Source organism: Synechococcus sp. J7-Johnson (genome assembly GCF_024345795.1).
Taxonomy (GTDB): domain Bacteria; phylum Cyanobacteriota; class Cyanobacteriia; order PCC-6307; family Cyanobiaceae; genus Regnicoccus_A.
The window spans coordinates 94,101-119,906 of sequence record NZ_JAGQBU010000006.1 but is presented as its reverse complement, the minus strand read 5'-3'; the positions used below and the strand labels follow the sequence as shown (position 1 = coordinate 119,906).

Here is a 25,806-nt window from a genome sequence, read left to right as displayed (position 1 = left end):
CAGGATCAAGCACTTCATCGCTCACTACAACAAGCGCTCAGCACCATTCAGCTGGACCGCCACTGCTGACTCGATCTTGGAGAAGCTCCAGCGGCTTTGCTCGCAGATTTCTGGGACGTGATACTAGTACCGGGATCGGAGCAAAAGAAAGCCCTCTTTGCAATGCAAAGAGGGCTTTCCTGGTTGAGGCCATGATCGTGATCGTGGCGGGCGACATGAAGCGTCACCCGGCCACGATCACGACCCGTTCACTTGCTCTCGGTGAACTCCGCATCGATCACATCATCGGCGCTGGGGCCTGAGGATGTGGCGCCGGCAGCACCGTTGCCGCCCGGTTCGGCACCAGGAGCACCGGCTTCAGCTCCAGCCTGCTGGTAGACCGAGGCCCCCACTTCATAGAGCTCCTTCTGAAGCTCCTCGAAGCGGGTCTTCATCGCATCGTAGTCCTCCTTGTCGACAGCTTCCTGGAGCTGCTGGCGCTTCTCATCCATCTTGGCTTTGACCTCCGCACTGACCTTGTCGCCAAGATCGGTGAGTTGTTTCTCAGACTGGTAGATGAGGGTTTCGGCCTGGTTCTTCAGGTCGATGCGCTCGCGCTTCTCCTTATCAGCCGCCGAGTTGGCTTCGGCGTCCTTAACCATCTTCTCCACCTCGTTCTCACTGAGGGTGGAGGCCCCAGTGATGGAGATGCTCTGCTCCTTGCCGCTGCCCTTGTCCTTGGCGGTGACGCTGAGGATACCGTTGGCGTCGATGTCGAAGGTGACTTCGATCTGGGGAACGCCGCGAGGTGCAGGCGGGATGCCGTCGAGACGGAAGGTTCCCAGGCTCTTGTTGTCGGAGGCAAGCTCGCGCTCCCCCTGGAGCACGTGGATTTCCACGTTGGTCTGACCGTCAACCGCAGTGGAGTACACCTCGGCTTTCTTGGTGGGGATGGTGGTGTTGCGGGTGATCATCTTGGTCATCACGCCGCCCAGGGTTTCCACGCCCAGCGACAGCGGGGTGACATCGAGAAGAAGGATGTCCTTCACTTCACCGGCCAGCACACCTCCCTGAATGGCGGCACCAACGGCCACCACCTCATCGGGGTTCACCGTCTGGTTGGGGTCCTTGCCGGTGACTCGCTTAACCAGCTCAAGCACCGCGGGAATGCGGGTGGAACCACCCACCATCACCACCTCATCGAGCTCAGCGGAGGAGAGCTTGGCGTCCTTGAGGGCCTGCTCCACCGGCACCCGGCAGCGATCGATGAGCTTGGAGGCCAGCTCCTCGAACTTCGCCCGGGTGAGGGTGAGATCGAGGTGCTTGGGCCCCTCGGGGGTGGCCGTGATGAACGGCAGGTTGATTTCGCTCTGGGTGGCGCTGGAGAGCTCGATCTTGGCCTTCTCGGCCGCCTCGGTCAGGCGCTGCAGGGCCTGCTTGTCCTGGCGCAGGTCGATGCCTTCATTGGCTTTGAAGCTGGCGGCCAGATGATCGACGATCACCTTGTCAAAGTCGTCGCCGCCCAGGTGGGTGTCGCCACTGGTGGAGAGCACCTCGAACACGCCATCGCCCACTTCCAGCACGGACACGTCGAAGGTGCCGCCGCCCAGGTCGAAGACCAGGATGCGCTCGTTGCTCTTGCGATCGAGGCCGTAGGCCAGGGCTGCCGCCGTGGGCTCGTTGATGATGCGCAACACCTCGAGGCCGGCGATCTTGCCGGCATCCTTGGTGGCCTGACGCTGGGAGTCGTTGAAGTAGGCCGGCACCGTGATCACCGCCTGGGTGACGGTTTCACCGAGGTACTTGCCGGCGTCATCGGCCAGCTTGCGCAGCACCTGGGCACTCACCTCTTCAGGGGCGAACTGCTTGTTCAGCACCGGGCACTTCACCTTCACATTGGCGCCCGCCTTCTCGACGCCATAGCTCACTTCCTTCGATTCCTCGTTCACCTCATCGACCCGACGGCCGATGAAACGCTTCACCGAGTAGAAAGTGTTCTCCGGGTTCATGACCGCCTGGCGCTTGGCGATCTGGCCCACCAGCTGATCCTGGTTCTTGGTGTAAGCCACCACCGAAGGGGTGGTGCGGAACCCTTCCGCATTGGCAATCACGGTGGGCTTGCCGCCCTCCATCACCGCCACGCAGCTGTTCGTGGTGCCAAGGTCAATGCCGACAACCTTACCCATGGGTTCTCACCTCCTCTGAATTGAATGTTCTGTCCCATGCATCTTCAGCAGTGGGGGCCACCGCAGGCGAGGTGTGGTTTCCGAACAGAGGGCGGGCGGGTGGCGGCCAGGCCCGTACATTTCGCTCCCGGCATCGCCCCAGACCCCAGCCGCCATGCCCCTTGAGATCTCCGCCCGCACCTCGCTCGTGGCCGTTCTCGGCGATCCGGTGCGTCATTCCCTCTCGCCGGCGATGCACAACGCCGCCCTGCGGGAGCTGGGTCTCGACTGGATCTACCTGGCCCTGCCGGTGCAGGCCAGTGATCTGGCGGTGGTGGTGCGGGCCCTGGAGGCCATCGACTGTCGTGGACTGAACGTGACCTTGCCCCACAAGCGGGCGGTGGCGGAGCTGGCTGCGGAGCTCACCCCCCTGGCCCGGCGGGTCGGGGCCGTGAACACCCTGGTGCGACGCGAGGGCGGCGGCTGGCTGGGCACCAACACCGACGTGGAAGGGTTTCTTGCGCCGCTGCGAGCCAGCGGCGGCCAAACACCTGGTTCAGTGCAAGACCTGGCGGGCGGGCGGGCCCTGGTGCTGGGCTGCGGCGGCAGCGCCCGGGCCGTGGTGGCGGCCCTGGTGGAGCTGGGACTGGAGCACATTCAGCTGGCCGGACGTCGGCCCGATGCCCTGGCGACGTTCCTGGCGGAGTGCGGGTCATGGGCACCCCAGCTCAGCGGGGTGGCCTGGCCGGCGGCGGCCGATGAGCACGAAGACCTGCTCAAGGCGCTGACTGCGGCCGATCTGGTGGTGAACACCACGCCGGTGGGAATGGGTGCCAACGCCAGCGCCTGCCCTCTGGAGGCGGCTGACCTCGAGGCACTGCGCCCTGGCAGCCTGGTCTACGACCTGATCTACACACCTCGGCCAAGCCGCCTGCTGCTGGAGGCCCGCCAGCGGGGCTGCAGTGTGCTCGATGGCCTGGACATGCTGGTGCAGCAGGGAGCCGCCGCCCTGAGGCTCTGGCTCTCAGAGCCGGGCTGCTCCGAAACCACGCCGCTGGCACTGCCGCTGGCGGCGATGCGCCAGGCCGCGCTCGATCAGCTCAGCAGCGCCTGATCACTGGCGGCAGGGACTACCCCTCTAGCCTGGGCGGATTGCAGCCAACGCGCCCAGCATCCATGGAAGGCCCCCCGATCTGGCAACGGCTGCTGGCCGTGCTGGCCTACCTGCTCCCCTGGAGTGACGGCGTGCCCTTCGGTGAGGCTCTGTTCAGCCTGGTGCCGGCCCTGCAGTGGCTGGTGCTGCCGGCCCTGCCGCTGATGGCCCTGCAGCAGCAGATTCCCTTCGGAGGGTTTCTGTTGTTCCTGGTGCTGTTCCTGGCAGTGGTCCGCAATGCCCGGGTGCCTTATTTCATCCGCTTCAACGTGCTGCAGGCGATCCTGATCGACATCGTGCTGATCCTGCTCTCATTGGCCTTCAGCGTTCTGCTGCGCCCGCTGGGGGCCGGCTTTGCTCTGCGCACCCTCAGCAACACCGTGTTCCTCGCCACCCTGCTGCTGGTGGTGTTCTCGGTGGTTCAGAGCATCCGTGGCCGTGAAGCCGACATCCCCACGGTCTCGGAAGCGGTGCGGATGCAGCTCTACTGACAGCAGTGGCAGCAGAGCGGAATCAGGAGGAGACCGGCAGGTAGGCTGACAAATCCGTTGCTGGCAGCGCTCTGCCGCCGGCCTCCCAAGAGCCCATCACGGAGCCTCAGTCCCCCATGTCAAAGAAGCCTTACTACGAAACCATGTACATCCTTCGTCCGGACATCCCGGAGGAAGAGGTGGAAACCCATGTGGCCAAGTACCGCGATCTGCTCACCGAAGCTGGCGCTGAAGTGCTGGATTGCCAGATGCGCGGCAAACGTCGCCTGGCCTACACGATTGCCAAGCACCGCGAAGGCATCTACGTGCAGCTCAACCACGACGGTGATGGGCAGCAGGTCGCCCTGCTTGAGCGCGCCATGCGCCTCAGCGAAGACGTGATCCGCTACCTCACCGTCAAGCAGGACGGTCCGCTGCCCACCCCTCGCAGCGCTCCTGCCGCCGCAGAACCGGTGGCAGCTGAAAGCTGAACCAGCGGAAATCAACGCATCCCGCCCAACCTGGGGATGATGGATCAGCCACCAATCCTGGCCAACTGATGGTTGATGACCTTCCAAGGCCAGGAACCCCGCCAGTGCCGATTCCGGCCGAACTGCAGAGTCCAGAGCCAGGCTCGCCGCCACTCAACGATCGGCTCAGGAGTGCTCTGCGGGAGGCCAGTCTGGAGCTGGAGGCCACCAGGGCTCAACTGTTGACCTGCCAGCAGGACCTGGAGCGGGCGAGACGTCAACTTGCCGATCTCGAGGAGCTGATCAGAGATCTGCCCCAGATCTTCGAGCGGAAATTTCATCAGCGCCTGCAGCCGCTGCTGGATCAGCAGCAGCTGCTGGCCCAGGACAATCACGCCCTCAGGGAGCAGGCCAGGCGCCTGTTGCCTCCGGCACCACCACCGCCTCCCCCACCAGCCCCTGAGAACGAGTTCAGGCCAGCGCGAGGCTCAAGTCAGCAGGCTGCTTTTGAGCCATTGCGGGCCCTGCGGGAACGCTGGCTCAGGCGTGGACAACCTCCCGCCTGAATCAACACCAGGCCAGGGCGATTTGAGCAGCCTCAGGCCTGGCGCCGGCTGGCCGCCCACAGCCGGGTCGGCATCCCCCACACATAGATGAAGCCCTCTGCAGCCCGATGATCGAAGCGATCGTCGCTGCCATAGGTGGCCATCGAGGGCACATAAAGGCTGTCGCTGCTGCTGGAGCGGCCGATCACCACGGCATTGCCCTTGTGCAACCGCAGACGCACCATGCCGTTGACTGTGGCCTGGGTGCAATCCAGGAAACCATCGAGCGCCTGCTTGAGCGGTCCAAACCAGAGTCCCTGGTAGACGAGATCAGCCCAGCTGGACTCGATCTGGCGCTTGTAGCGCACCACATCGGCCGCCAGGGTGAGACTTTCGAGCTCCTGGTGGGCACGGATCAGCAACAGCAGACCAGGTGTTTCATAGATCTCCCTCGACTTGATCCCGACCACCCGGTTCTCGATGATGTCAAGGCGGCCGAAGCCATGGAGGCCGGCCAGCTCATTGGCACGGCGGATAACACTGACGGGATCAAGGCTCACGCCATCGATCGCGACAGGGTTGCCCTGCTCGAAAGTGATCTCCACCACCTGTGGCTCCTCAGGTGTGTCACGGATCGAGCGGGTCATGGCAAACACCTCTTCCGGAGGCTCCACCAGCGGATCCTCCAGCGGGCCGGCCTCGATACTGCGGCCCAGCAGGTTGAGATCGATCGAATAGGGGTTCGCCTTGCTCACCGGCGCCGGAATGCCACAGCGCTCGCCGTAGGCGATCGTTTCCTCCCGGCTCATGGCCCATTCCCTGGCCGGGGTGAGCACCTTCAGATCGGGAGCCAGGGCGCCGATCGCCACATCGAAGCGCACTTGATCATTGCCTTTGCCCGTGCAGCCATGGGCCACGGCATCGGCGCCCAGGTCCCGGGCCACCTCCACCAACCGGCGGGCGATCAAGGGCCGGGCCAGGGCCGTGGAGAGGGGATAGCGCCCCTCATAGAGAGCATTGGCGCGGATGGCCGGGAAGGCGAACTCGCGGATGAAGGGATCGATCAGATCCCCCACGATCGACTGGCTGGCGCCGGAGTCGAGCGCCTTCTGGCGGATCGGCTCCAGCTCATCGCCCTGGCCGAGGTCGGCCGCGAAGGTGATCACCTCCTCGACGCCCCATTCCTGCTTCAGGTAGGGAATGCAGACACTGGTGTCCACCCCACCGGAGTAGGCGAGCACCACCCGTTTTGCCCTGGCGCCCTGCTCCTGTGCCATTCCCTCAGTCCTGTGCGTGCGAGCTGTTCCAGGATTGTCCCCTGTCACCGGCGCCAGCGGCTGGCGATCCAGACCCCCATCAGCAGCGGCGGGATGAGCACCAATCCCCACACCTGCCAGGCCACCACGGGCAGAGGGTCTGGCCAGCGCTGGCCTGCCCACACCAGCAGAGCACTGATCAGCAGGGCCAGGCTCCAGCCAAGGACCAGCGTGGGGAGTTTGCCGGCAATCAAGGGAAGGATTCAAGCTGCTGGCTTATGGTGATCGATCGGCGTCCAACGGTTGCGCGCTTCACAGGCTTTCCATGAGCACCCTCGACAGCATCAACCCCTCGCTCACCCGCTACCGGCGGGATGAGCCAGCGCCGGTACTACCCCTGCGCGATGAGCCCGATCTGCTCAGCTGGCTGGAGAGCAGTGGCCGTCTGGTGGCCGATGAGGAAACGGCGGCTCCGGATGTGAGCACGGTTGAAGAAGAGGAGCTTTCGGCTCTGATGGGCGAGAAGGAGGAGTACAACCAGGCCGATGAACAGGCCGATGAGAACTGGGAAGACTGAATCCTGACCTAAGGTCCGGCCGCATCGCCACAGCGCCGCGGCGGCGCCAGGAGTCTTGGCCCGAACAACCCAAATGCCGGCCCCAGCAGGGGCTCCAGCAACCCCAGCCGATGGTCGGCCCAGTGCCCTGTTGCTGGCCGCGGCTGTCCTGCTCGTCTGCATACTCTTTGACCGCCTCAGCGGCGCTCCCCAGCTCACACCGCCCCTGCTCGTGGCAGCCCTGGTGAGCTGGGCGCTCTGCCAATGGGGGGTTCCCCGGCTGCGGGTCCTGAAGCTCGGCCAGGTGATCCGGGAGGAGGGACCCCAGGGACACCACGGCAAGGCCGGAACGCCCACCATGGGTGGCTTGCTGGTGGTGCCGGTGGGGGTGATCGTGGGTGGTCTGGTCTCCCCTGGCGATGACCGGCTGCTGGCGGTGGCGGCGATCACCCTGGCCTACCTGGCCATCGGCGGCATCGACGACTGGCGCAGTCTCACCCGCCAGACCAACACCGGACTGACCCCACGGGGCAAGCTGCTGCTGCAGGCCCTGGCTGCGGCCCTGTTCCTGGCCTGGGCCCAGTGGAACCTCTGGATCCGCCCGGATGTCTCCCTGGCCCTGGGCTGGGTGCTGCCCCTCGGTCTGCTGATCCTGCCGCTGGGATTGTTCGTGTTCCTGGCGGAGAGCAACGCCACCAACCTCACCGACGGCCTTGATGGCCTGGCGGCCGGCTGCGGCGCCATCGTCTTCACCGGCTTCGGCGCCCAACTGATGGTGAGGGGGTCTCTGGGGGATCCGGCCATGGCCGGTTTCTGCGCCGCCATGGCCGGTGCCTGGCTGGGGTTCCTGGCCCACAACCGCCACCCGGCCCGGGTGTTCATGGGCGACACCGGCTCCCTGGCGATGGGAGCGGCCCTGAGCGCGGTGGCCCTGCTCAGCGACAGTCTCTGGCCGCTGCTGCTGATGGGAGGCGTGTTCCTGGCGGAATCGCTCTCGGTGATCCTGCAGGTGTGGGTGTTCAAGGCCACCAAGGGCCCCGATGGCCAGGGCCGTCGCCTGTTCCGCATGGCACCGCTGCACCACCATTTCGAGCTGGGGGGCCTGCCCGAGCTGACGGTGGTGATGCGCTTCTGGGGGGCGAGCGCACTGCTGGTGCTGCTGGGATTGCTGTTGTTGCCCTGAGCGAATCCGCAGCAGACTTGAGGGGTGACTGAAGCAACGGGAGACTGAGGTGGCCTACTTCACCTGGAAGGAACAGGGTCTGACTGCCGACTGCGCCAGCCTCGAGGCCATGGCGGCCCGCTTCGAGGAGGCGGCGGCGCTGATGCGGCGCATGGCCACTGAGGGGTTCAGCCTGGAGCGGCACAGCGACGGGCAGCACATCACCCACCCCGATGCGGGCGTCTTCGAGGCCTACGGGTTCATCAGCGAGGAGCCGCCGGTGCGCCAGCTGGATCTGATCCCCGGAGGCTGAGCGGCTCCCGGGCGCTCAGCGACGCAGGTAACCCACCACCCACACGGCCACAAACCCCAGCGAGGAGAGCACCAGGTAGATCAGGGCCCACTTCTGGAAGGTGGCGATGTCCTGACCGAACACCAGTCCGGCATCGGCATCACCGGCGGTGGAGAAGGCGAACAGCAGGCTCTGCAAGACGGTCAGGCGCGGATGCCTTCTCTAGCAGGCTTTGCCGGGGGCGAAGATCGATGTGAGATCTCCACGAGCCCCATGGCCGCCCCCTCCCTGCCGCGAACCCTGATGCTGCTGGGCAGCGGTGAACTGGGCAAGGAGGTGGCCATCGCCGCCCAGCGACTGGGTTGCCGGGTGATCGCTGTCGACCGTTACCCCGGTGCGCCGGCGATGCAGGTGGCCGATCATGCAGAGGTGATCGCCATGACCGACCCGGAGGCTCTCAAGGCCGTGGTGAGACGCCACCGTCCCGATCTGGTCATCCCGGAAATCGAGGCCCTGGCGGTGGACGCTCTTGCTGAGGTCGAAGCGGAGGGGATCACGGTGATTCCCACCGCCCGGGCCACGGCCATGACCATGAACCGCGACCGTATCCGGGATCTGGCCGCCGGCAAGCTCGGCCTGCGCACAGCCCGGTTCGCCTACGCCGAAAGTGCAGAGGAACTGCTGGCCGTGGCGGCTCCCCTGGGCTGGCCCGTGGTGGTCAAGCCAGTGATGAGCTCCTCCGGCAAGGGCCAGAGCGTGGTGCGCTCAGAGGAGGGCCTCGCCGCCGCCTGGCAGGCGGCCCTCGACGGGGCCCGGGGCGCCGGCTCCCGCGTGATCGTGGAGGAGTTCCTGTCCTTCAAGCTGGAGATCACCCTGCTCACGGTCAGGCCCTGGTCGGGGCCCACCCTCTTCTGCCCGCCGATCGGCCATCTGCAGGAGCGCGGCGATTACCAGTGCAGCTGGCAGCCGGCCGCTCTGGGCGAAGCACAGCTGGCAGCCGCCCAGGCCATGGCTCTGGCCGTCACCGACGAGCTGGGGGGCGCCGGGCTGTTCGGGGTCGAGTTCTTCCTCTGCGGCGAGCCCGGCCGGGAGGAGGTGGTCTTCTCCGAGCTCTCCCCCCGCCCCCATGACACAGGCCTCGTCACACTGGTGGGGCAGAACCTGAGCGAATTCGAGCTGCACCTGCGGGCCGTACTGGGCCTGCCGATCCCGGCCATCCGCTCCAGCTCCGCCGCCGCCAGCCGGGTGATCCTGGCGGATCAGACCCTCGACACCGTGGCCTACACCGGTGTGGCCGAGGCCCTGGCGGAACCAAGCACCCAGGTGCTGCTCTTCGGCAAACCCAACGCACGCCCCAATCGCCGCATGGGGGTGGCCCTGGCGACCGGGGCGGACGTGGCCGAGGCGCGGGCACGGGCTGATCGTGCCGCCGGGCAAATCACCGTGGTGGCGGCGGGCTGAGCAGCGCTGCCCACTGGCCTTGAGCTGTTTTCGGTTTTATGGTGCGCCTGTAAGGATTCCCCATGGCCCAGGCCCAGCGTCGCCCTAACCGTTCAAACACCGGCAAGGGCGACGCTGCCAATCAGGCTGAGCGAGCGGCGGCCACCGTGATCGCCCTGAAACGCCGCCAGGGGCACGGCACGGCCACGCCTACTGGTCTGCTCAGGCGTGTCCTGCGGCCGGCCATCCTGGTGGCCTTCGCCAGCGGCATCGGCCTGGGCTACGGCCTGGCGGGCCCACTGCCACAGCTGATCGGTCCCGCCCTGGCGGCCCTGAGCCACATGGCGCCAACGCTGGGCAAGCTGGTGCCGCCGCTCCCCATCGATCATCACCCCATCCTGATCCTGGGCTCCGACCAGATCAGCGGCAGCACAGATGTGATGGTGGTCGCCAACATCCACGACGGCATCACCAAGCTCACCCAGGTGCCGCGGGACACGTTCATTGAGTCCAGTCGCTTCGGGGTGCTCAAGGCCAACGCCCTCTACGCCTCCGGTGGGGTGGAGGCCGTCAAGGAGGAGCTCACCGCCCTGCTAGGCAGCCCGGTGGACCGTTACCTGCTGGTGAACCTGGATGCTGTGCAGAATCTCGCCGAAGCCTTGGGGGGTGTCGAGGTGGATGTGCCCAATCGGATGTACTACACCGACACCCGCCAGGATCTCTACATTGATCTCTACCCAGGCGTGCAGTTGCTCAAGGGCAAGGACCTGGAGGGATTCCTGCGCTTCCGCAACGACGAGCTGGGCGACATCGGCCGGATGGAACGCCAGCAGCTTGTGATCCGCGAGGTGTTCCGCAAACTGGCCCAGCCCAGCTCCGTGACCCGCCTGCCTGAGCTGCTCAGGATCGCCGGCAACGACATCAGCACCGATCTCTCGCCGCTGGAGCTGGGGAACCTGATCAGCAAACTGGGCAGCACCAGGCTCAGCACGACTCGGCTGGCGGGCCGGCTCTACTGGCACGACGACCTGAGCTACTGGATGCCGGACCTGAACACCCAGCACGCCGAGTCTCTGGAGCCGGAAAACGGCGATGCTGGCGTCAGCCAGCCGAACGACCTGCGCTGAGGCTCCGGCTCTCCTGCCGCGGCATCAAGGCGCCCCCAGCTGATCACGGGAGATCCCCACCAGGGGCATGGCCGCATCACCCCAACCATTGGCCGGCAGAAGTTCTGGAGCGCCGGGACCAGGTTGAACGGCGGCACCAGCAGCGAAGGCAGCGTTGGTCCAGGCCAGCAGCAACCCACGCAGGGGGCCCCCTCCCTCAGAAAGGGTGGAGCGCAGATTGAAGTGATCGCCTCCCTGCGCCAGTACCAGGCGATGGCCCGCGCCGCCACGACTGGCCTCCAGGCGCATCGGGCGAATGGCCTCCGGTTCAGGCGTCACCACCCAGTCTCGGGTACCGCTCACCAGCAACACCCGGGCATGCATCGCTTGTCCGGCCCCGGTGTTGAACAGCAGCGACATCGGCGGACTCACAGCCACGCCCACCTTGACGCGGGAGTCGCTCAGGGCCGCCTGATCTGCCGTGCCAACAAAACTGCACTGCAGTACCCAGCTGATGTTCCGCTCCGGATCGAAGACCTCGTCACAGCGCTCCTTGAGCCCGACATCGCTCGGCTTGGCCCCAGTCAGCTGCAGAACGGTGGTAGCCCCCCAGGAGTGACCGAGCACCGCCACGAATTCGGAGTTCAAACGGGTGTTCGGTCCAAGCAGACCAGCCGCGGCCCCGTCGATCACCGCCGAAATATCCAGAGGCCTCAACCGCAGTTCCTCCGCCCCAGGGGGCGGCACTTTGCCGGAGAGCATGGCCTGCTGCTGACCCTGATCACTGCCGGGGTGGAAGGGCAACAGCACCGTGTAGCCATGGCTGGCCAAATGGCTGGCCCACCCCTCGAAGCTCTCCGGTCCATCCCAGAGCCCATGGGATATCACCACCAGCCGACCGCTCGCACCTTTGGAGGGGCTGATCTGTATCACCTGTAGGGGCTTGGGCCGGTGGGACGCTGGGATCGCGATCAGCTTCCGCTCCACCGTGAGGGGACCGGGCTGGCTGAGGGCCGGATCGACACCGGCAGGCCTCTGGCCCGTCAGGAGGCGATCGGCCGGCTGCTGCTGGGAAGCCAGACGCTGCACCGAATACAGCGCCCGGCCCAGATCCACCGAGGCAGTGGTGCCAGGCAGCGCCTGCATCACGCTGAGCATGGTGGGAGGTCCATTGGCCGCCGCCTTGTCCAGCACCCTGGAGAGGTCGTTGCTGTCCAACTGGGCAGGCAGTCCATCGATACCGCCAAGGGCGGAGATCAGCAGCAACGCCTGGTTGAGCATCGGCGATCCCTGAGCCTCATTGACCACCGCCGGCACCTGCAGCGGCAGTGGTGCATTGAAGAGGGCCACCAGCTGGCGGCCAATGGCACCGTCGGTGGCCTGATCGAGTTCGGCCAGATCACTGGTGCCGCTGATCAGCCGCGCCGTATTGCTCAACTCCTCCAGGTTCACCTTGAAGCTCGTTTCGAGAAACGGCAAGCGCATCTCCACCTGCTCCAGAGCACGGGCTGGAGCAGACAGAAATGGCGCGGCGCCAAGCAGCCCGGCGACGGTGAGCAATAGCGGAGCAGCCGGAGCGGAACGAAGCGTGCGCACGTGATGGCACCCGAGAATCTCCATGATCTCCCCTGACCGCCTGTGGTCCGGTACGTCAGGCCACCATGGTCACAGGCGGATGCTGCGCCAGCACCTGGCGAAGGTAGCGACCGGTGTAGCTGGTGGGGTGCTCAGCCACCTGCTCAGGGGTGCCGGCCACCACAATCTCACCACCTTTGTTGCCGCCCTCGGGCCCAAGATCAATCAACCAGTCAGCGCAACGGATCACATCAAGGTTGTGCTCGATCACCACGATCGAATTGCCTTTGTCCACAAGCCGTTGCATCACGTCCATCAGCTTGTGGACGTCGTAGAAACTCAATCCGGTGGTGGGCTCATCAATCAGGTAAAGCGTCTTGCCAGTGGCGCGCTTGGAGAGTTCGGTGGCCAGCTTCACCCGCTGAGCCTCACCGCCTGAGAGCGTAGGAGCGGGCTGGCCCAGTTTGATGTAACCCAGGCCCACGTCCACCAGGGTGCGCAGACGATCTGCGGCCTGGGGAATGGCGCTGAATACATCTGCTGCCTGCTCCACCGTCATCTGCAGCACTTCGGCGATGTTGAAACCCTTGTAAGCCACCTGGAGGGTTTCGCGATTATAGCGAGCACCCTTGCAGACATCGCACTGCACATACACATCCGGGAGGAAGTTCATCTCGATCACGTTCACCCCCTGGCCACTGCAGGCCTCGCAGCGCCCGCCCTTGACATTGAAGCTGAACTGACCCACCTGGTAGCCGCGGGCTTTGGCCTCCACCGTGGCCGCGAAAACCTGACGGATCGGATCGAACGCGCCGGTGTAGGTGGCCGGATTGGAGCGGGGGGTGCGACCGATCGGGCTCTGGTCGATCACGATCACCTTGTCGACCGACTGGATACCGCGCAGCTCATCCATGCCGGAGGGGAAGGGCACCCGCATCCCGAGCTTGTGCTCCAGCGCTGGATGCAGGAGCTCATTCACCAGGGTGCTCTTGCCGCTGCCGCTCACACCGGTGACAGCCACGAGACGACCGAGGGGAATGTCGATCTCAAGGCCTTGGAGGTTGTTGCGGCGACAGTTGACCAGGGTGAGTTTGCGGCTGCCGGAAGCACGCCGTTCGGCCGGGGTGGGAATTGCGAGGCGGCCGCTGAGATAGGCGCCGGTGAGCGACTCCTCGGCCTCCAGCAGGTTCTGCAGGGACCCTTCCGCCACGATGTGGCCCCCGTGAACACCAGCTCCGGGGCCGATGTCGACGAGGTGGTCGGCGGCACGGATCGTGTCCTCGTCGTGCTCCACCACGATCAGGGTGTTGCCCAGATCGCGCAGTTTGAAGAGCGTGTTCAGCAGGCGATCGTTGTCACGCTGGTGCAGGCCGATGCTGGGTTCATCCAGCACGTAGAGCACGCCGGTGAGGCCGGCGCCGATCTGGGTGGCCAGGCGGATGCGCTGGGCCTCACCGCCCGAGAGCGTCATGGCCGGCCGATCGAGGCTGAGGTAATCGAGCCCCACATCCAGCAGGAACTTGAGCCGCATGCGGATCTCGCGCAGCACCAGGTCACCGATCTGGATCTGGCGCGGCGTGAGCAGGGGATTGGCCCCCTCGGCCAGCCCCATCAGGGCCTCGATCCGCTCGAGGGTTTCGGCCACGCTCACCGCGGTGAGCTCATGGATGGCGTAAGGCCCCACCCGGACCGCCAGGGCCTCGGGCCGCAGGCGCAGCCCCTGACAGGTGCCACAGGGCACCATCTCCAGGTATTGCTCCAGCTTCTGGCGCACCGACTCGCCACTGGCGTCGCGCAACTGGCGCTCCAGGATCGGCAGGATTCCCTCGAACGGCCGCTGGTAGGTCTGACTCTTGCGGTAGCGACTGTCGGCCTGAATCTCGATGGGCTGCTCGCTGCCATGGAGCACCACCTGGCGCTGCTCATCGCTGAGCTGGTTCCAGGGGGTCTTGATCTCGAAGCCGAAGGCCTCGCCCACGCTGAAGAGCAAGGAGAAGTAATAGCTGTTGTCCTTCTCACTCCAGGGGGCGATCGCCGCGTACACCGGCAGGGAGGGGTCGGGCACCACTCTCTCCAGGGTGAACCGGCGCAGATGGCCGATGCCATGGCAGTCGGGGCAGGCGCCATAGGGGCTGTTGAAGGAAAACAGCCGGGGCGAGAGCTCCTCCATCACGGCGCCATGCACCGGGCAGGCGAAGTTCTCGGAATAGAGCCGTTCTCGATCGATGCCTTCGGGCAGCTCCTCACCGGCCTTGGGCACCACCTCCACCAGGGCCAGACCATCGCCGCGCTTGAGACAGGTGCGCAGGGAGTCGGTCAGCCGCTCGTTGATGCCTTCTCGCGCCACCAGCCGATCGACCACCACTTCGATGTTGTGGGCGTGGTTCTTATCGAGCTCGATGTTGTCGGACAGCTCTCTGACCTCACCGTTGATGCGCACCCGGGCGAAGCCCTCGGCCACCAGACCGGAGAGCAGCTTGGTGTGGGTGCCCTTCTTGCCCCGCACCACGGGAGCCAGCAACTGGTAGCGGGTGCCCTCCGGCAGGGTGGCGATCCGATCGACCATCTCGTCGATGCTCTCGGGCCGGATCGAGCGATTGCACTGGGGGCAGTGGGGCTCTCCGGCACGTCCGAACAGCAGCCTCAGGTAGTCCTGGATCTCGGTGACGGTGCCCACCGTGGAGCGGGGATTGTGGCTGGTGGATTTCTGATCAATCGAGATCGCCGGGGAAAGCCCCTCGATCGCGTCGACGTCGGGCTTGTCCACCTGACCGAGAAACTGGCGCGCATAGGCGGAAAGGCTTTCCACATAGCGACGCTGACCCTCGGCGAAGATCGTGTCGAAAGCGAGCGAGCTCTTGCCACTGCCGCTCACGCCGGTGAACACCACCAGCCGGTTACGCGGCAAGGTGAGATCAACGTTGCGCAGGTTGTGCTGTCGGGCGCCACGCACCCGGATCACATCCTCGAGAGTGCCACCACTGAGCATGGCGCTGGGATCAAGCCCGGAGGCCGTGGCCAGGCTGGACAGGGCCTCGGGACCTCCTCCATTCGTGGCGAGGCTCTTGGATCCGGAGCCGGATCTGGCGCGGGGCATTCAGTCACCCTGACAACCTGGAGTCTACGGGCTGCACCTGCTGCTTACGAAGCTCCCTGCTGCAGAAGGCTGGCGACATAGCTGCGGGTTTCTCCGGAATCGCCCCCGGCGAGTTCGGCCAGTTCCCGCTCTCGCTCATCGCTCTCCTGCAGGGCCGTCACCCCGGTGCGGGTACGCCCCGCCTCCACCTGCTTGCTCACGCGGAAGTGATGCTGGGCCATGGCGGCCACCAGGGGCTGGTGGGTGACGCAGAACACCTGGTGCTGCTCGGCAAGGCGGCGCAGCAGGGCGGCGATGGCCCCGCTGACACGGCCGCTGACGCCGCTGTCAATTTCATCAAACAGCAGGGTGACCTGGGAATCGGCCGCCGCCAGACAGGTTTTCATGGCGAGCAGGAAGCGGCTCATCTCTCCGCCGGAGGCCACCTCCTGCAGGGGGGCCAGCGGCTGGCCAGGGTTGGCCGAAAACAGGAATCCAATCGCATCAGCCCCTTCATCAGAGGGAGGGGCCGGATCGATCGAGACCGAGAAGCGCACCTGGGCCAGCCCCAGGGGCCGCAGGGTGTCCATCAATTGCCGCTCCAGGGCAGTGGCGGCAGCCTGACGCCGCTGGGTGAGCCGGACGCAGTCCCGGTCGCGCAGCAGGCGGCTGCTCTCCTCCTGCTGCTCCAGTTGCCGCAGCGAGGCCTCCAGCCCATGGGTATCGAACTGGCAGCGGAGGTCGTCGCGCAGGGCGATCAGGGCCCCCAGCTCCTGTCCGTGACGACGCTCCAGAGCCTTGAGCTGGGCCATCCGCTCCTGCAGGCCCGAAAGGGTTTCAGGATCGCTCTCCAGGCCACCGCCGTAGCGATCGAGGCTTGAAGCCAGCTCCTGCAGCAGCTGAGCAGCCTCACAGCAGCGTTCCAGCCAGGGCTGCAGGCTCGCATCGAAGCCCTGAAGATGCTGCAGCTCCTGCTCGATGGCGGCAAGGTGATCAAGCACCGACGGTCCCCCGTCCAGGCCCTCCACCAGCCGTCCCGTCACGATCATCACCCCCTCCTGCAGGCGAACGGCATGGGCCAGCCGGTCCTGCTCCCGCTGCAACCGCTGACGCTCGTGGGGATCCTCGAGCTGAGCCGCCTCCAGATCCTCCAGCAACTGAAGACGCCGTTGACGGTCGAGCTGCTGGCGCTGCTGCTCAGCTCTGGCGGTGTGCAAGGCCACCGCCGCTGCTTTCCAGGCACGAACGGCCGAGCGGGCCGCCAGCAGGGCCTCGCTGATCGGCTCTCCACCGAAGCGATCCAGCCAGCGCCGCTGCTGCCCCGGACGCACCAGCTGCTGGGTCTGCCCCTGAACGGTGAGATCCAGCAGCAGGGGGCGCAGCTCCAGCAACTGGGCGCGGTTGACGATCACCCCATTGATGCGGCTACGGCTGCTGCTGCGTTCCTCCTGCTGGCGCCACTCCCGGCTGATGATCAGATCGGAGTCTTCCGGCTCGAGGTTCTGCTGGATCAGCCAGGCCCGCACCGGCTCCGAGCAGGAAAAACCGGCTTCGATGCACGCCCGCTCGCATCCAGGTCGCAGCAGCCGCAGGCCCTCAACCCCCTGGGCACCGCCGAGAAGGGCATCGAGGGCATCGAGAAGGAGAGATTTACCCGCCCCGGTCTCCCCGGTGAGAACGGTGAACCCGGGCTTGAAGCTGAGATCCAGAGCATCGATCAGGGCGATGTTCTCCAGACGCAGACCCGTGAGCACGCCGGTCTCCGGTGATTGCCATGACCGTAGCGGCGGTCGCTTTCGTTTAGAAGAGAAACAGTTGAACTCCTCGCTGATGGTCCGCTCGGATCAGGCCACGATCACCGGGGACACGATCGCCGAACAAACCAGCCGCCCCGAGGAACTCAGCGACTTCATCGAAGCCGCCGGTCTGCTGAGCTACGACCCACAGGCCATCACGCGGATCTATGCCGGCCACCCCAAGCGGCTGCTCAGGCGTCTCTGGCAGACCCTGGTGCCCATCAGCCTGTTTCTGATCGGGGTGGGCTTTGACAAGTTTTTCGGGGTGCTCAGCAATGAGGATCGCGCTCGTGAGCGTGCGCGGGAATTCACCGAACTCCTGGCGGCCCTGGGGCCAGCCTTCATCAAAGCCGGCCAGGCCCTCTCCACCCGGCCGGACGTAATCCCGCCGCTGCTGCTGGAAGAACTGGCCCAGCTGCAGGATCAGCTGCCCGGCTTCGAAAGCTCCCTGGCGATGGCCTGCATCGAGGAAGACCTCGGCGCACCGGTCAGCAGCTTGTTCCAGCAGCTGGACCGGGAGCCGATCTCAGCGGCCTCCCTGGGCCAGGTGCATAGGGGGGTCCTGCTCAGCGGCGAGGCCGTGGCTGTGAAAGTGCAGCGGCCGGGGCTGCGTGAGCAGATCACCCTCGACCTTTACATCGTTCGCCAGATCGCAGCCTGGCTGAACCGGAACGTGCGCTTGATCCGCAGTGATCTGGTGGCCCTGATCGATGAGCTCGGCAAGCGGGTCTTCGAAGAGATGGACTACGTCAACGAAGCCAGCAACGCCGAACACTTCGCACGCCTGCATCTACATAATCCCCGTATCGCCGTTCCGCGCATTTACCACAAACTCACCAGCCGCCGGGTGCTGACGATGGAGTGGATCGAGGGGGTGAAGCTCACCAACCTCGAGGCGGTGCGCTCCCTGGGCATCAACCCAGACGACATGGTGCAGGTGGGGGTTAACTGCAGCCTTCAGCAATTGCTGGAACACGGATTCTTCCATGCCGATCCCCATCCCGGCAACCTGCTGGCACTGCCCGATGGCCGTCTTGCCTATCTCGACTTCGGCATGATGAGCGAGGTGAGCCGCGAGTCGAGAACGGGGCTGATCCAGGCGGTGGTGCATCTGGTGAACCGGAATTTCAGCTCCCTCTCACGAGATTTCGTGAATCTGGGATTTCTCGGAGAGGAGGTGAATCTCGAGCCCATCATTCCGGCCTTCGAGAATGTGTTCGGCCAGGCTCTGGAGATGGGAGTCAGCCGTATGGACTTCAAGGCCGTCACTGACGATCTCTCCGGGGTGATGTACAAGTTCCCCTTCCAGGTGCCGCCTTACTACGCCCTGATCATCCGCTCTCTGGTGACACTGGAAGGCATCGCCCTGAGTGTGGACCCCGACTTCAAGATCCTCGGTGCTGCTTACCCCTATTTCGCCCGCAGGCTGATGGAGGACCCGGATCCGGCCCTGCGCAGCAGCCTGCGCGAGATGCTCTTCGACGGCGAAGAGTTCCGCTGGCAGCGGCTGGAGAACCTGATCAGCAGCGCCTCCCTTCAGGACCAGCTGGACCTGGAGGGACTGCTGGATCAGGTGATCGACTTTCTCTTCTCCCCCAAGGGCGGCCTGCTGCGCCAGCAGCTGGTGGACGCCCTGGTGGACCGGGTGGATGCGATCAGCTGGCGGGCCTTTCGTCGGCTGGGCAGCCGCCTGCCCCGCCGCCTGCAACCTCCTGGACTGCGCAGTCCCCGCCTCGAGAGCAGCGAGGAGGCCCTGCTCAGCCTGGAGCCGGTACAGCAACTGCTGATGATCCTGCGTCAGCTGCCCGGCTTCGAGCCCCAGCTGCTGCTGCGACGTCTGCCAAGGCTTCTGGGCGAACCAGACTTGCGCCGCATGGGCGTGCAGCTGGCCCAGGGCCTGGCCGAACGCAGCGTGGTGCGCCTGCTGCGCGATGTCCTGGTCGCTCCAGAGCTGCGCCAGAGCGCCGTACTCAGCGCCACCGGCAGCTCTTAGAGTCAATCGACAACAAGGTTTTAAATCTTGGCCCGTCCGCCCAAACTCCTGGCCGTCCTGCTGGGCCTTTCACTGAGTGCAGTCACGCCAGGGCTGCAGGTGCAGGCTGCCGAACAGGTGGTGTTCGTGAGTGGAGCCTTCCGGCGCTCGATTCCGGTGGCCGACCTGGAACACCTGGCTCAGACGGGTCAGGCCCGGGGCCTTCTGGCGGATGTACTGCGTTTCAGCAAGCAGGAGCCAGCCTCGGTGGCCAAGTTGCTGAACCAACAACTCACCCTGCCGATCGTACTGACCAGCCGGCTGCTCTCCACGAGGATCGGCGAAGCACTCCTTCAGCGACTCGCGGGGATCTTCTCTCCCTTGCGGACACCCCATAAGGGAGTCCAGGCCATCCGGGGCGCCCTGATCACGGGCCTGGCCAGCGGCAACGGCAGCCTCACCGCCACTGGTTTCCTGCAGGCCTATCCGTCCCAGGAGCTGGCGGTGAACATTCCGGCCCTGCTGGGGGTGATGAGCAAAGCAAGCTCGATCTCCGATCTTGTGCGCTTCTTCTCCGAATCACCCCTTGACGGCTTACGCGGAGATGGGGCTGCCCAGTCCGGCGGCGAACCGCCTAAAGCCAGCTCCCCACCAGCCCAGTCAACGGCCCCGTCGCCGGCCCCCTGAGACACCGAGCTCGTTGCAGGTAGCTGCTGGGAACTGGGCGCGTAGATTCGTATCAGCCTGTCCTCCGGTCGACGTGCCCCTGCTCTCAGCTCTTCGGCGACTGGGCCAGCAACCAACGATGCAGGACTGGCCGGGGCTGATCGAGGCCTACCGCCGTTGGTTGCCGGTGAGTGATGCCACGCCTGTGATCACCCTGCGGGAAGGGGCGACTCCCTTGATCCCGGCGCCGTCGGTGGCGGCACGGCTGGGCCGTGGCATCAAGGTGTTCCTCAAATACGATGGCCTGAACCCAACCGGCAGCTTCAAGGACCGGGGGATGACGATGGCGGTGAGCAAGGCCCGGGAAGCCGGCGCCGAAGCTGTGATCTGCGCCAGCACCGGCAACACCAGTGCGGCGGCCGCCGCCTACGCCCGCCGCGGCGGCATGCGCGCCTTCGTGCTGATCCCCGACGGCTATGTGGCCCAGGGCAAGCTCGCCCAGGCCCTAGTTTACGGCGCCGAAGTGCTGGCGGTGAAGGGGAACTTCGATCGTGCCCTGGCGATCGTGCGCGAAGTCGCCGACGCCTACCCGGTCACGCTGGTGAATTCCCTCAACCCCTACCGCCTGCAGGGGCAGAAGACCGCCGCCTTCGAGGTGGTGGATGCCCTCGGTGACGCTCCCGACTGGCTCTGTATCCCCATGGGCAATGCGGGCAACATCAGTGCTTACTGGATGGGCTTCCAGGAGTACCGGCAGGCAGGCCACAGCCGACGCCTCCCCCGGATGATGGGCTTCCAGGCCAGTGGTTCCGCGCCGCTGGTGCTGGGTCACACAGTCGATCAACCCGACACGATCGCCACAGCGATCCGGATCGGCAATCCTGCCAACCGAGAGAAAGCCCTCAGCGTGCGCGAACAGAGCGGCGGCTCCTTCCACGCTGTCACCGACCAGGACATTCTTGAGGCCTACCAGTTGCTCGGCCGAGAGGAAGGAGTTTTCTGCGAACCGGCCAGCGCTGCCTCCGTTGCCGGTCTGCTCCAGCAGGCCGACAAGGTGCCAGCCGGAGCCACGGTGGTTTGCGTGCTCACGGGCAACGGCCTGAAGGATCCAAACACTGCCATCGACAACTGCGATGGGGCCTTCCATGCCGGCCTGGCCCCTGAGGTGGATGTGGTGGCCAAGGTGATGGGCTTCTGAACGGGAAAATCTGAACACAACAGCTCAGTAAGCCCCGCACTGGAGACTCCAGTGCGGGGCTTTGGACTGTGTGGAGCGCCTGGCTGACCTTGCGGATCACAACGGATCTCGGGTGCACTGGTCAAAGCGTCCACGGGAAAAACAGCTTCAACACGGGGAAAAGAGGAGCAAAGCAAACACCCCTGAAATGAAAGAGTTTTCCCCAGATCCGGGAAAGAGTGGAAAACCTTGATTTCAGCCGACGCTCCGGCGCTCTTTCCTCAGCGCTGATTCGAAGAATCTGAGACTGTGACTGGGCCATGGATCTTTTCCACTTTTTCCACAACCCCTACGACTACTGGTTTGATTTGTTTTCTCCTGGATTAAGACAAAACCAGTGACAGGATTGGGGAGAGGGCAGTTGGAGACCTGTTCGAGCAAGCTGGACCTCGTTGCGCTTCCGACAGCGGTGTGGAAGCGTGGTGTGGCCCCTGGCGGGCTGGTCCTCTCTGGAGTCGTATCGAGATGAAGCTGGTCTGCTCTCAGGCGGAACTGAGCGCCAGCCTTCAGCTGGTCAGCCGTGCCGTGGCTTCACGCCCAACCCACCCGGTGCTGGCGAATGTGCTGCTCATCGCCGATGCCGGCACTGGCCGGCTCAGCCTCACCGGCTTCGATCTCAGCCTTGGCATCCAGACCAGCCTTCCCGCTTCCGTGGAGAGCAGCGGCACCATCACCCTGCCTTCACGCCTGTTCGGTGAGATCGTTGCTCGCCTCTCCAGCGACAGTCCGATCAGCTTGAGTTGCGAAGAAGGTCAGGAGCAGGTGGAGCTCACCAGTCGCTCCGGCAGCTACCAGATGCGCGGTCTCTCTGCCGAGGACTTTCCCGATCTGCCCCTGGTTCAGAGCGGAACTCCGCTGCGCCTCCAACCGGAGGCGCTGGTGAAGGGTTTGCGGGCCACCCTTTTTGCCAGCAGCGGTGATGAGGCCAAGCAGTTGCTCACCGGCGTCCACCTCGGCCTGGCGGATCAGGATCTCGAATGCGCCGCCACCGATGGGCATCGCCTTTCGGTTCTGCGCCTCGAGAAGGCCTTCTCCGGCGCTGAGGATGGCAGTGAACCCTTCGCGGTCACGGTTCCAGCCCGCTCCTTGAGGGAACTGGAGCGACTGCTCTCCGCCTGCAGCAGTGACGATCCAGTAAGCCTCTACTGCGATCGCGGACAGGTTGTGTTCCTCTGGGCCGACCAGGTGCTCACCAGCCGCAGTCTCGATGGCACCTATCCCAACTACCGCCAGCTGATCCCCGATCGCTTCAGCCGAACTCTGGAGCTTGATCGCCGTGGGTTCGTGCAGGCCCTTGAGCGGGTGGCTGTCCTCGCCGACCAACACAACAATGTTGTCAAGCTCAGCAGTGATCCCGGCAGCGGTCAGCTTCACATCAGTGCCGATGCCCAGGATGTGGGCAGCGGCTCCGAAGACCTGCCGGCGGTGATCAGCGGCGATCCGATCGAGATCGCCTTCAATGTCCGCTACATCCTCGATGGGCTCAAGGCGATGACATCCGAGCGGGTGGAGCTGCGCTGCAACGCCCCCACCACCCCGGCGGTGCTGACCTCTGTGCAGGATCCAACCTTCACCTACCTGGTGATGCCCGTTCAGATCCGCAGCTGAGGCCGTGACCCTGCCCGAGCAACTGCTGCTCAGCGACCTGCTGCGGCGCCGGGTGCGCTGCAACCAGGGGATCGATCATGGCGCTGGTCTGCTGGGCTGGATGCACCCGCCCGTGCACCGGCTGCTGGGCTGGGTGAGCAAGCCTTCGGCTTTCGGGACCCGCCGGCTGGTCTGGCGGCTTAACCAGCTGCGCGGGCTCACCGATCAGGAGGCTCTGGTGCTGGGAGAGCCCGTAGAGACCGACCCAGCGACATTGGAGCGTTTGCCCACCCTCCTGGATGCGGCCCTGCTCGGGACCGACAACCAACTGCTGGGTGTGGTCGCCGACGCCAACGTGGAGTTGCGCAGCGGCCTGATCCTCGACTATCTGGTTGCCCGCAGCGATCCGCGTCTGCCTGGCAGCAGCCGTTGGCTGCTCTCGCCCGAGCGCATCGTCGATCAGCAGCCCGGCCAGGTGATGACTGCTCTGCAGGGCCTCGATGATCTGCCCCTTGCGCGCGCCAGCGTGCGTCAGGAGTTCTTGCGGCGCTCCCGCCGCTGGCGGGAGCAGTTCGAGGAGGTGGGCGGGCGCTTCGAGGAACGGTTGGAGGGCTGGCTGGAGGAGCCGCCCTGGCAGGATCCTGACCCCCTCGAACCCAATGCCCGTCGGGATGATCTCCCCCTGAATCGCCTTGACGAGGAGGAGGACTGGGATGACCAGGAGGCCTGGGGGGAGCCCGTACGGGAAGTTTCGGCCCCGCCACGGCGCAGGACCGGGAGCGAGCGGCGACGGCCCTTCGATGCCGATCCACTCGAGCCGGAAGATCCCTGGATCTGAACCCTGACCGGTGGCCAGCCGGGGCCAGGGGCTCGGCCACACTGGAGCCCTGATGGATTCCATGCTGTGGTTGCCACACCCCCTTTTCTGGTCGCTGAGGCCCTGCGCCAGGAGGGCCTCAGCCAGGCCGACTACGAGGAGATCCGTCGCCGGCTCGGTCGTGAGCCCAACCGCGCCGAGTTGGGCATGTTCGGGGTGATGTGGTCGGAGCATTGCTGCTACCGCAACTCCAGGCCCTTGCTTCAGGGCTTCCCTACCAGCGGGCCACGCATCCTGGTGGGCCCCGGCGAAAATGCCGGTGTGGTGGATCTGGGTGAGGGCCAGAGGCTGGCCTTCAAGATCGAAAGCCACAACCACCCTTCGGCGGTGGAGCCGTTCCAGGGGGCGGCCACGGGTGTGGGTGGCATCCTCCGCGACATCTTCACGATGGGCGCCAGGCCGATTGCCCTGCTCAATGCCCTGCGCTTCGGTCCCCTCGAGGACGAGCGCAACGTGGGCCTGATGGAGGGGGTGGTGGCAGGCATCGCCCACTACGGCAATTGCGTGGGGGTACCCACCGTGGGTGGTGAGGTGGCCTTTGACCCCAGCTATTCCGGCAACCCTCTGGTTAACGCGATGGCCATGGGTCTGATGGAAACCGAGGAGATTGTTTGCTCCGGTGCCGTTGGGGTGGGCAATCCGGTGGTGTACGTGGGCAGCACCACCGGCCGCGACGGCATGGGCGGCGCCAGCTTCGCTTCGGCGGAGCTGAGTGCCGCATCACTGGATGACCGCCCGGCAGTGCAGGTGGGTGACCCCTTCCTGGAGAAGGGACTGATCGAGGCCTGCCTGGAGGCCTTCCAGAGTGGTGATGTGCTCGCTGCCCAGGACATGGGCGCCGCTGGCCTCACCTGCAGCTGCTCGGAGATGGCCGCGAAGGGGGGGCTGGGCATTGAGCTCGATCTTGACCGGGTACCGGCCCGGGAGACCGGCATGAGCGCCTATGAGTTCCTGCTCAGCGAGTCGCAGGAACGGATGCTGTTCGTTGTCAAACCCGGATGCGAGGAGGCCCTGATGGCACGCTTCCGCCGTTGGGGTCTGCAGGCAGCTGTGGTTGGCCGCGTGCTGGCTGACAACGTGGTGCGGGTGTTGCAGGGAGGGGCAGTGGCCGCGGAGGTGCCTGCCAGCGCCCTCGCCGATGACACTCCGATCAACCACCACGAGCTGATCAGTGAGCCGCCGGCTGCCATCCAGGCCCACTGGCGCTGGAGCGAAGCCGACCTGCCTGCCGCCACCGCCGAAGGGATCACACCGGCGGGTGGTCCCCTGGCAGGCCAGCCCTTGGATTGGGGCGCGGTGCTGCTGCGCCTGCTCGATGACCCCACCATCGCCAGCAAGCGCTGGGTCTACCGCCAGTACGACCACCAGGTGCAGGCCAACACGGTGATGCCTCCCGGTGGCGCCGATGCGGCCGTGGTGCGCCTGCGGCCCCAGCGGGGTGACGGCGCCATGGATGCTGCCAGCCGTGGGGTGGCCGCCACCGTCGACTGCCCCAATCGCTGGGTGGCCCTGGACCCGGAGCGAGGGGCTGCAGCGGCGGTGGCCGAAGCCGCCCGCAATCTCAGCTGCGTCGGTGCCGAACCGCTGGCGGTCACCGATAACCTCAATTTCCCCTCACCGGATACCCCCACCGGCTACTGGCAGCTGGCCATGGCCTGCCGCGGCCTGTCGGAAGCCTGCCTGGCACTTGACACACCCGTCACCGGCGGCAACGTCTCCCTCTACAACGAAACCCGGAGGCCCGATGGCAGCCTCCAGCCGATCCATCCCACTCCCGTGGTGGGCATGGTTGGCCTTGTGCACAATCTCGATCACGTCACTGGTCTGGGCTGGCAGGCGCCGAGCGATCAAATCTGGTTGCTGGGGGTGCCCCTGGCCATAAGCGACGGTGACGGGCGGCTGGGCCTGGCCGCTTCCAGTTATCTGGAGAGCGTCCATGGTCTGGCCACGGGCCGACCTCCTCTGACCGACCTGAAGCTGGAGCGGGCCGTGCAAGCCCTCTTGCGCCAGGCGATCACGATGGGCCTGGTGGCCTCTGCCCACGATCTCAGTGACGGGGGTCTGGCGGTGGCGGCCGCCGAGTCCTGCATCGCTTCTGGTCTTGGCGCCGTCCTTGAGATTCCCGCTGACGCGGGCCGACTTGATCGCTTGTTGTTCGCTGAAGGGGGCGCCAGGGTGCTGGTGTCGATCAACTCAGATCAGGAGTGTGCCTGGCAGGAGCTGCTGGAAGCGCAGCTGCCAGGGGAGCTGGAAGCGCTGGCCAGGCCGATCGGTCGGGTGGGTGCGGCCGGGGAGGCACTGAGCTTCGAGCAGGCCGGCAGCTGCCGGCTGTCGCTGGCAGTGGAAGACCTGCGCATGAGCTACGAGAAAGCTCTGCCGCGCCGACTGGCCGCGGCCGGCTGAGGCACAATGCAAAGGTAAAAGAA

At 65.6% G+C, this 25,806-nt stretch carries 22 protein-coding genes and 1 pseudogene; 16 read left to right on the top strand and 7 right to left on the bottom strand.

Features of this window, described 5'->3' with window-relative positions; genetic code table 11:
- Nucleotides 1-121 (top strand): annotated as a pseudogene (locus tag KBY93_RS05090) (IS630 family transposase); the annotation flags it as partial.
- 127 nt (nt 122-248) lie between these two features.
- On the opposite strand, the gene dnaK reads toward KBY93_RS05090, so the two are convergent.
- Nucleotides 249-2,165, bottom strand: coding sequence for a molecular chaperone DnaK (dnaK, locus tag KBY93_RS05085; protein ID WP_255093158.1), 1,917 nt, complete (start codon nt 2,163-2,165; stop codon nt 249-251).
- A gap of 154 nt (nt 2,166-2,319) precedes the next feature.
- Here dnaK and KBY93_RS05080 point away from each other — a divergent pair, with 154 nt between their 5' ends.
- The 4 genes from KBY93_RS05080 to KBY93_RS05065 all read left to right on the top strand — a co-directional run bounded on the left by KBY93_RS05080 (nt 2,320) and on the right by KBY93_RS05065 (nt 4,803).
- The gene (locus KBY93_RS05080) at nt 2,320-3,258 is read left to right on the top strand and encodes a shikimate dehydrogenase (RefSeq protein WP_255093157.1); all 939 of its coding nucleotides are present in this window, start codon (nt 2,320-2,322) and stop codon (nt 3,256-3,258) included.
- A 62-nt stretch (nt 3,259-3,320) separates the two neighbouring features.
- A complete protein-coding gene (locus KBY93_RS05075) occupies nt 3,321-3,788 on the top strand; it encodes a Tic20 family protein (protein WP_255093156.1) in 468 nt (155 codons plus the stop codon).
- 116 nt (nt 3,789-3,904) lie between these two features.
- Nucleotides 3,905-4,258 (top strand): 30S ribosomal protein S6, encoded by a 354-nt coding sequence (gene rpsF, locus KBY93_RS05070; RefSeq protein ID WP_255093155.1) that lies wholly within the window; start codon nt 3,905-3,907, stop codon nt 4,256-4,258.
- A 68-nt stretch (nt 4,259-4,326) separates the two neighbouring features.
- Nucleotides 4,327-4,803 carry a hypothetical protein gene (locus KBY93_RS05065; protein ID WP_255093154.1) on the top strand — a complete coding sequence of 159 codons (477 nt, stop codon included), beginning with the start codon at nt 4,327-4,329 and terminating at the stop codon, nt 4,801-4,803.
- 32 nt (nt 4,804-4,835) lie between these two features.
- On the opposite strand, the gene KBY93_RS05060 is transcribed toward KBY93_RS05065, so the two are convergent.
- Together KBY93_RS05060 and KBY93_RS05055 are read right to left on the bottom strand one after the other, a co-directional pair.
- Nucleotides 4,836-6,059 (bottom strand): argininosuccinate synthase, encoded by a 1,224-nt coding sequence (locus KBY93_RS05060; protein WP_255093153.1) that lies wholly within the window; start codon nt 6,057-6,059, stop codon nt 4,836-4,838.
- Between the two features lie 44 nt (nt 6,060-6,103).
- A complete protein-coding gene (locus tag KBY93_RS05055; RefSeq protein WP_255093152.1) occupies nt 6,104-6,292 on the bottom strand; it encodes a hypothetical protein in 189 nt (62 codons plus the stop codon).
- 71 nt (nt 6,293-6,363) lie between these two features.
- Here KBY93_RS05055 and KBY93_RS05050 point away from each other — a divergent pair, with 71 nt between their 5' ends.
- The 3 genes from KBY93_RS05050 (at nt 6,364) to KBY93_RS05040 (ending at nt 8,069) form a co-directional block, all read left to right on the top strand.
- Complete coding sequence (locus tag KBY93_RS05050) at nt 6,364-6,615, top strand: DUF3134 domain-containing protein (RefSeq protein WP_255093151.1); 252 nt, start codon at nt 6,364-6,366, stop codon at nt 6,613-6,615.
- A gap of 73 nt (nt 6,616-6,688) precedes the next feature.
- Nucleotides 6,689-7,777, top strand: a complete 1,089-nt coding sequence (gene mraY, locus KBY93_RS05045) for a phospho-N-acetylmuramoyl-pentapeptide-transferase (protein WP_255093150.1) — start codon at nt 6,689-6,691, stop codon at nt 7,775-7,777.
- Between the two features lie 49 nt (nt 7,778-7,826).
- The gene (locus KBY93_RS05040) at nt 7,827-8,069 is read left to right on the top strand and encodes a hypothetical protein (protein ID WP_255093149.1); all 243 of its coding nucleotides are present in this window, start codon (nt 7,827-7,829) and stop codon (nt 8,067-8,069) included.
- A gap of 15 nt (nt 8,070-8,084) precedes the next feature.
- Here the strand turns inward: KBY93_RS05040 and KBY93_RS05035 are convergent, their stop codons facing one another.
- Nucleotides 8,085-8,246, bottom strand: coding sequence for a cytochrome B6 (locus tag KBY93_RS05035; protein WP_094554925.1), 162 nt, complete (start codon nt 8,244-8,246; stop codon nt 8,085-8,087).
- Nucleotides 8,247-8,321: 75 nt separating this feature from the next.
- Here KBY93_RS05035 and purT point away from each other — a divergent pair, with 75 nt between their 5' ends.
- Nucleotides 8,322-9,509: a formate-dependent phosphoribosylglycinamide formyltransferase gene (purT, locus tag KBY93_RS05030; protein ID WP_255093148.1), complete on the top strand. Its 1,188-nt coding sequence runs from the start codon at nt 8,322-8,324 to the stop codon at nt 9,507-9,509.
- Between the two features lie 62 nt (nt 9,510-9,571).
- Nucleotides 9,572-10,615 (top strand): LCP family protein, encoded by a 1,044-nt coding sequence (locus KBY93_RS05025; RefSeq protein ID WP_255093147.1) that lies wholly within the window; start codon nt 9,572-9,574, stop codon nt 10,613-10,615.
- 24 nt (nt 10,616-10,639) lie between these two features.
- On the opposite strand, the gene KBY93_RS05020 is transcribed toward KBY93_RS05025, so the two are convergent.
- The 3 genes from KBY93_RS05020 to recN form a co-directional block, all read right to left on the bottom strand.
- Nucleotides 10,640-12,214 carry an alpha/beta fold hydrolase gene (locus tag KBY93_RS05020; protein WP_255093146.1) on the bottom strand — a complete coding sequence of 525 codons (1,575 nt, stop codon included), beginning with the start codon at nt 12,212-12,214 and terminating at the stop codon, nt 10,640-10,642.
- Nucleotides 12,215-12,245: 31 nt separating this feature from the next.
- Entirely contained in the window at nt 12,246-15,158 is a 2,913-nt protein-coding gene (uvrA, locus tag KBY93_RS05015) for an excinuclease ABC subunit UvrA (protein ID WP_255093167.1), read from the bottom strand.
- A gap of 152 nt (nt 15,159-15,310) precedes the next feature.
- Entirely contained in the window at nt 15,311-16,999 is a 1,689-nt protein-coding gene (gene recN, locus KBY93_RS05010; protein WP_255093145.1) for a DNA repair protein RecN, read from the bottom strand.
- A gap of 76 nt (nt 17,000-17,075) precedes the next feature.
- Here recN and KBY93_RS05005 point away from each other — a divergent pair, with 76 nt between their 5' ends.
- The 6 genes from KBY93_RS05005 to purL all read left to right on the top strand — a co-directional run bounded on the left by KBY93_RS05005 (nt 17,076) and on the right by purL (nt 25,783).
- A complete protein-coding gene (locus KBY93_RS05005) occupies nt 17,076-19,034 on the top strand; it encodes an AarF/ABC1/UbiB kinase family protein (RefSeq protein ID WP_255093166.1) in 1,959 nt (652 codons plus the stop codon).
- 27 nt (nt 19,035-19,061) lie between these two features.
- Complete coding sequence (locus tag KBY93_RS05000) at nt 19,062-19,700, top strand: alpha/beta hydrolase (RefSeq protein ID WP_255093144.1); 639 nt, start codon at nt 19,062-19,064, stop codon at nt 19,698-19,700.
- Between the two features lie 118 nt (nt 19,701-19,818).
- Nucleotides 19,819-20,877, top strand: a complete 1,059-nt coding sequence (thrC, locus tag KBY93_RS04995) for a threonine synthase (RefSeq protein WP_255093165.1) — start codon at nt 19,819-19,821, stop codon at nt 20,875-20,877.
- A 504-nt stretch (nt 20,878-21,381) separates the two neighbouring features.
- Nucleotides 21,382-22,524 (top strand): DNA polymerase III subunit beta, encoded by a 1,143-nt coding sequence (dnaN, locus tag KBY93_RS04990; protein WP_255093143.1) that lies wholly within the window; start codon nt 21,382-21,384, stop codon nt 22,522-22,524.
- Between the two features lie 4 nt (nt 22,525-22,528).
- The gene (locus KBY93_RS04985; protein ID WP_255093142.1) at nt 22,529-23,341 is read left to right on the top strand and encodes an RNA methyltransferase; all 813 of its coding nucleotides are present in this window, start codon (nt 22,529-22,531) and stop codon (nt 23,339-23,341) included.
- Nucleotides 23,342-23,407: 66 nt separating this feature from the next.
- Nucleotides 23,408-25,783 carry a phosphoribosylformylglycinamidine synthase subunit PurL gene (gene purL / locus KBY93_RS04980; RefSeq protein ID WP_255093141.1) on the top strand — a complete coding sequence of 792 codons (2,376 nt, stop codon included), beginning with the start codon at nt 23,408-23,410 and terminating at the stop codon, nt 25,781-25,783.
- Nucleotides 25,784-25,806: the final 23 nt, after the last annotated feature.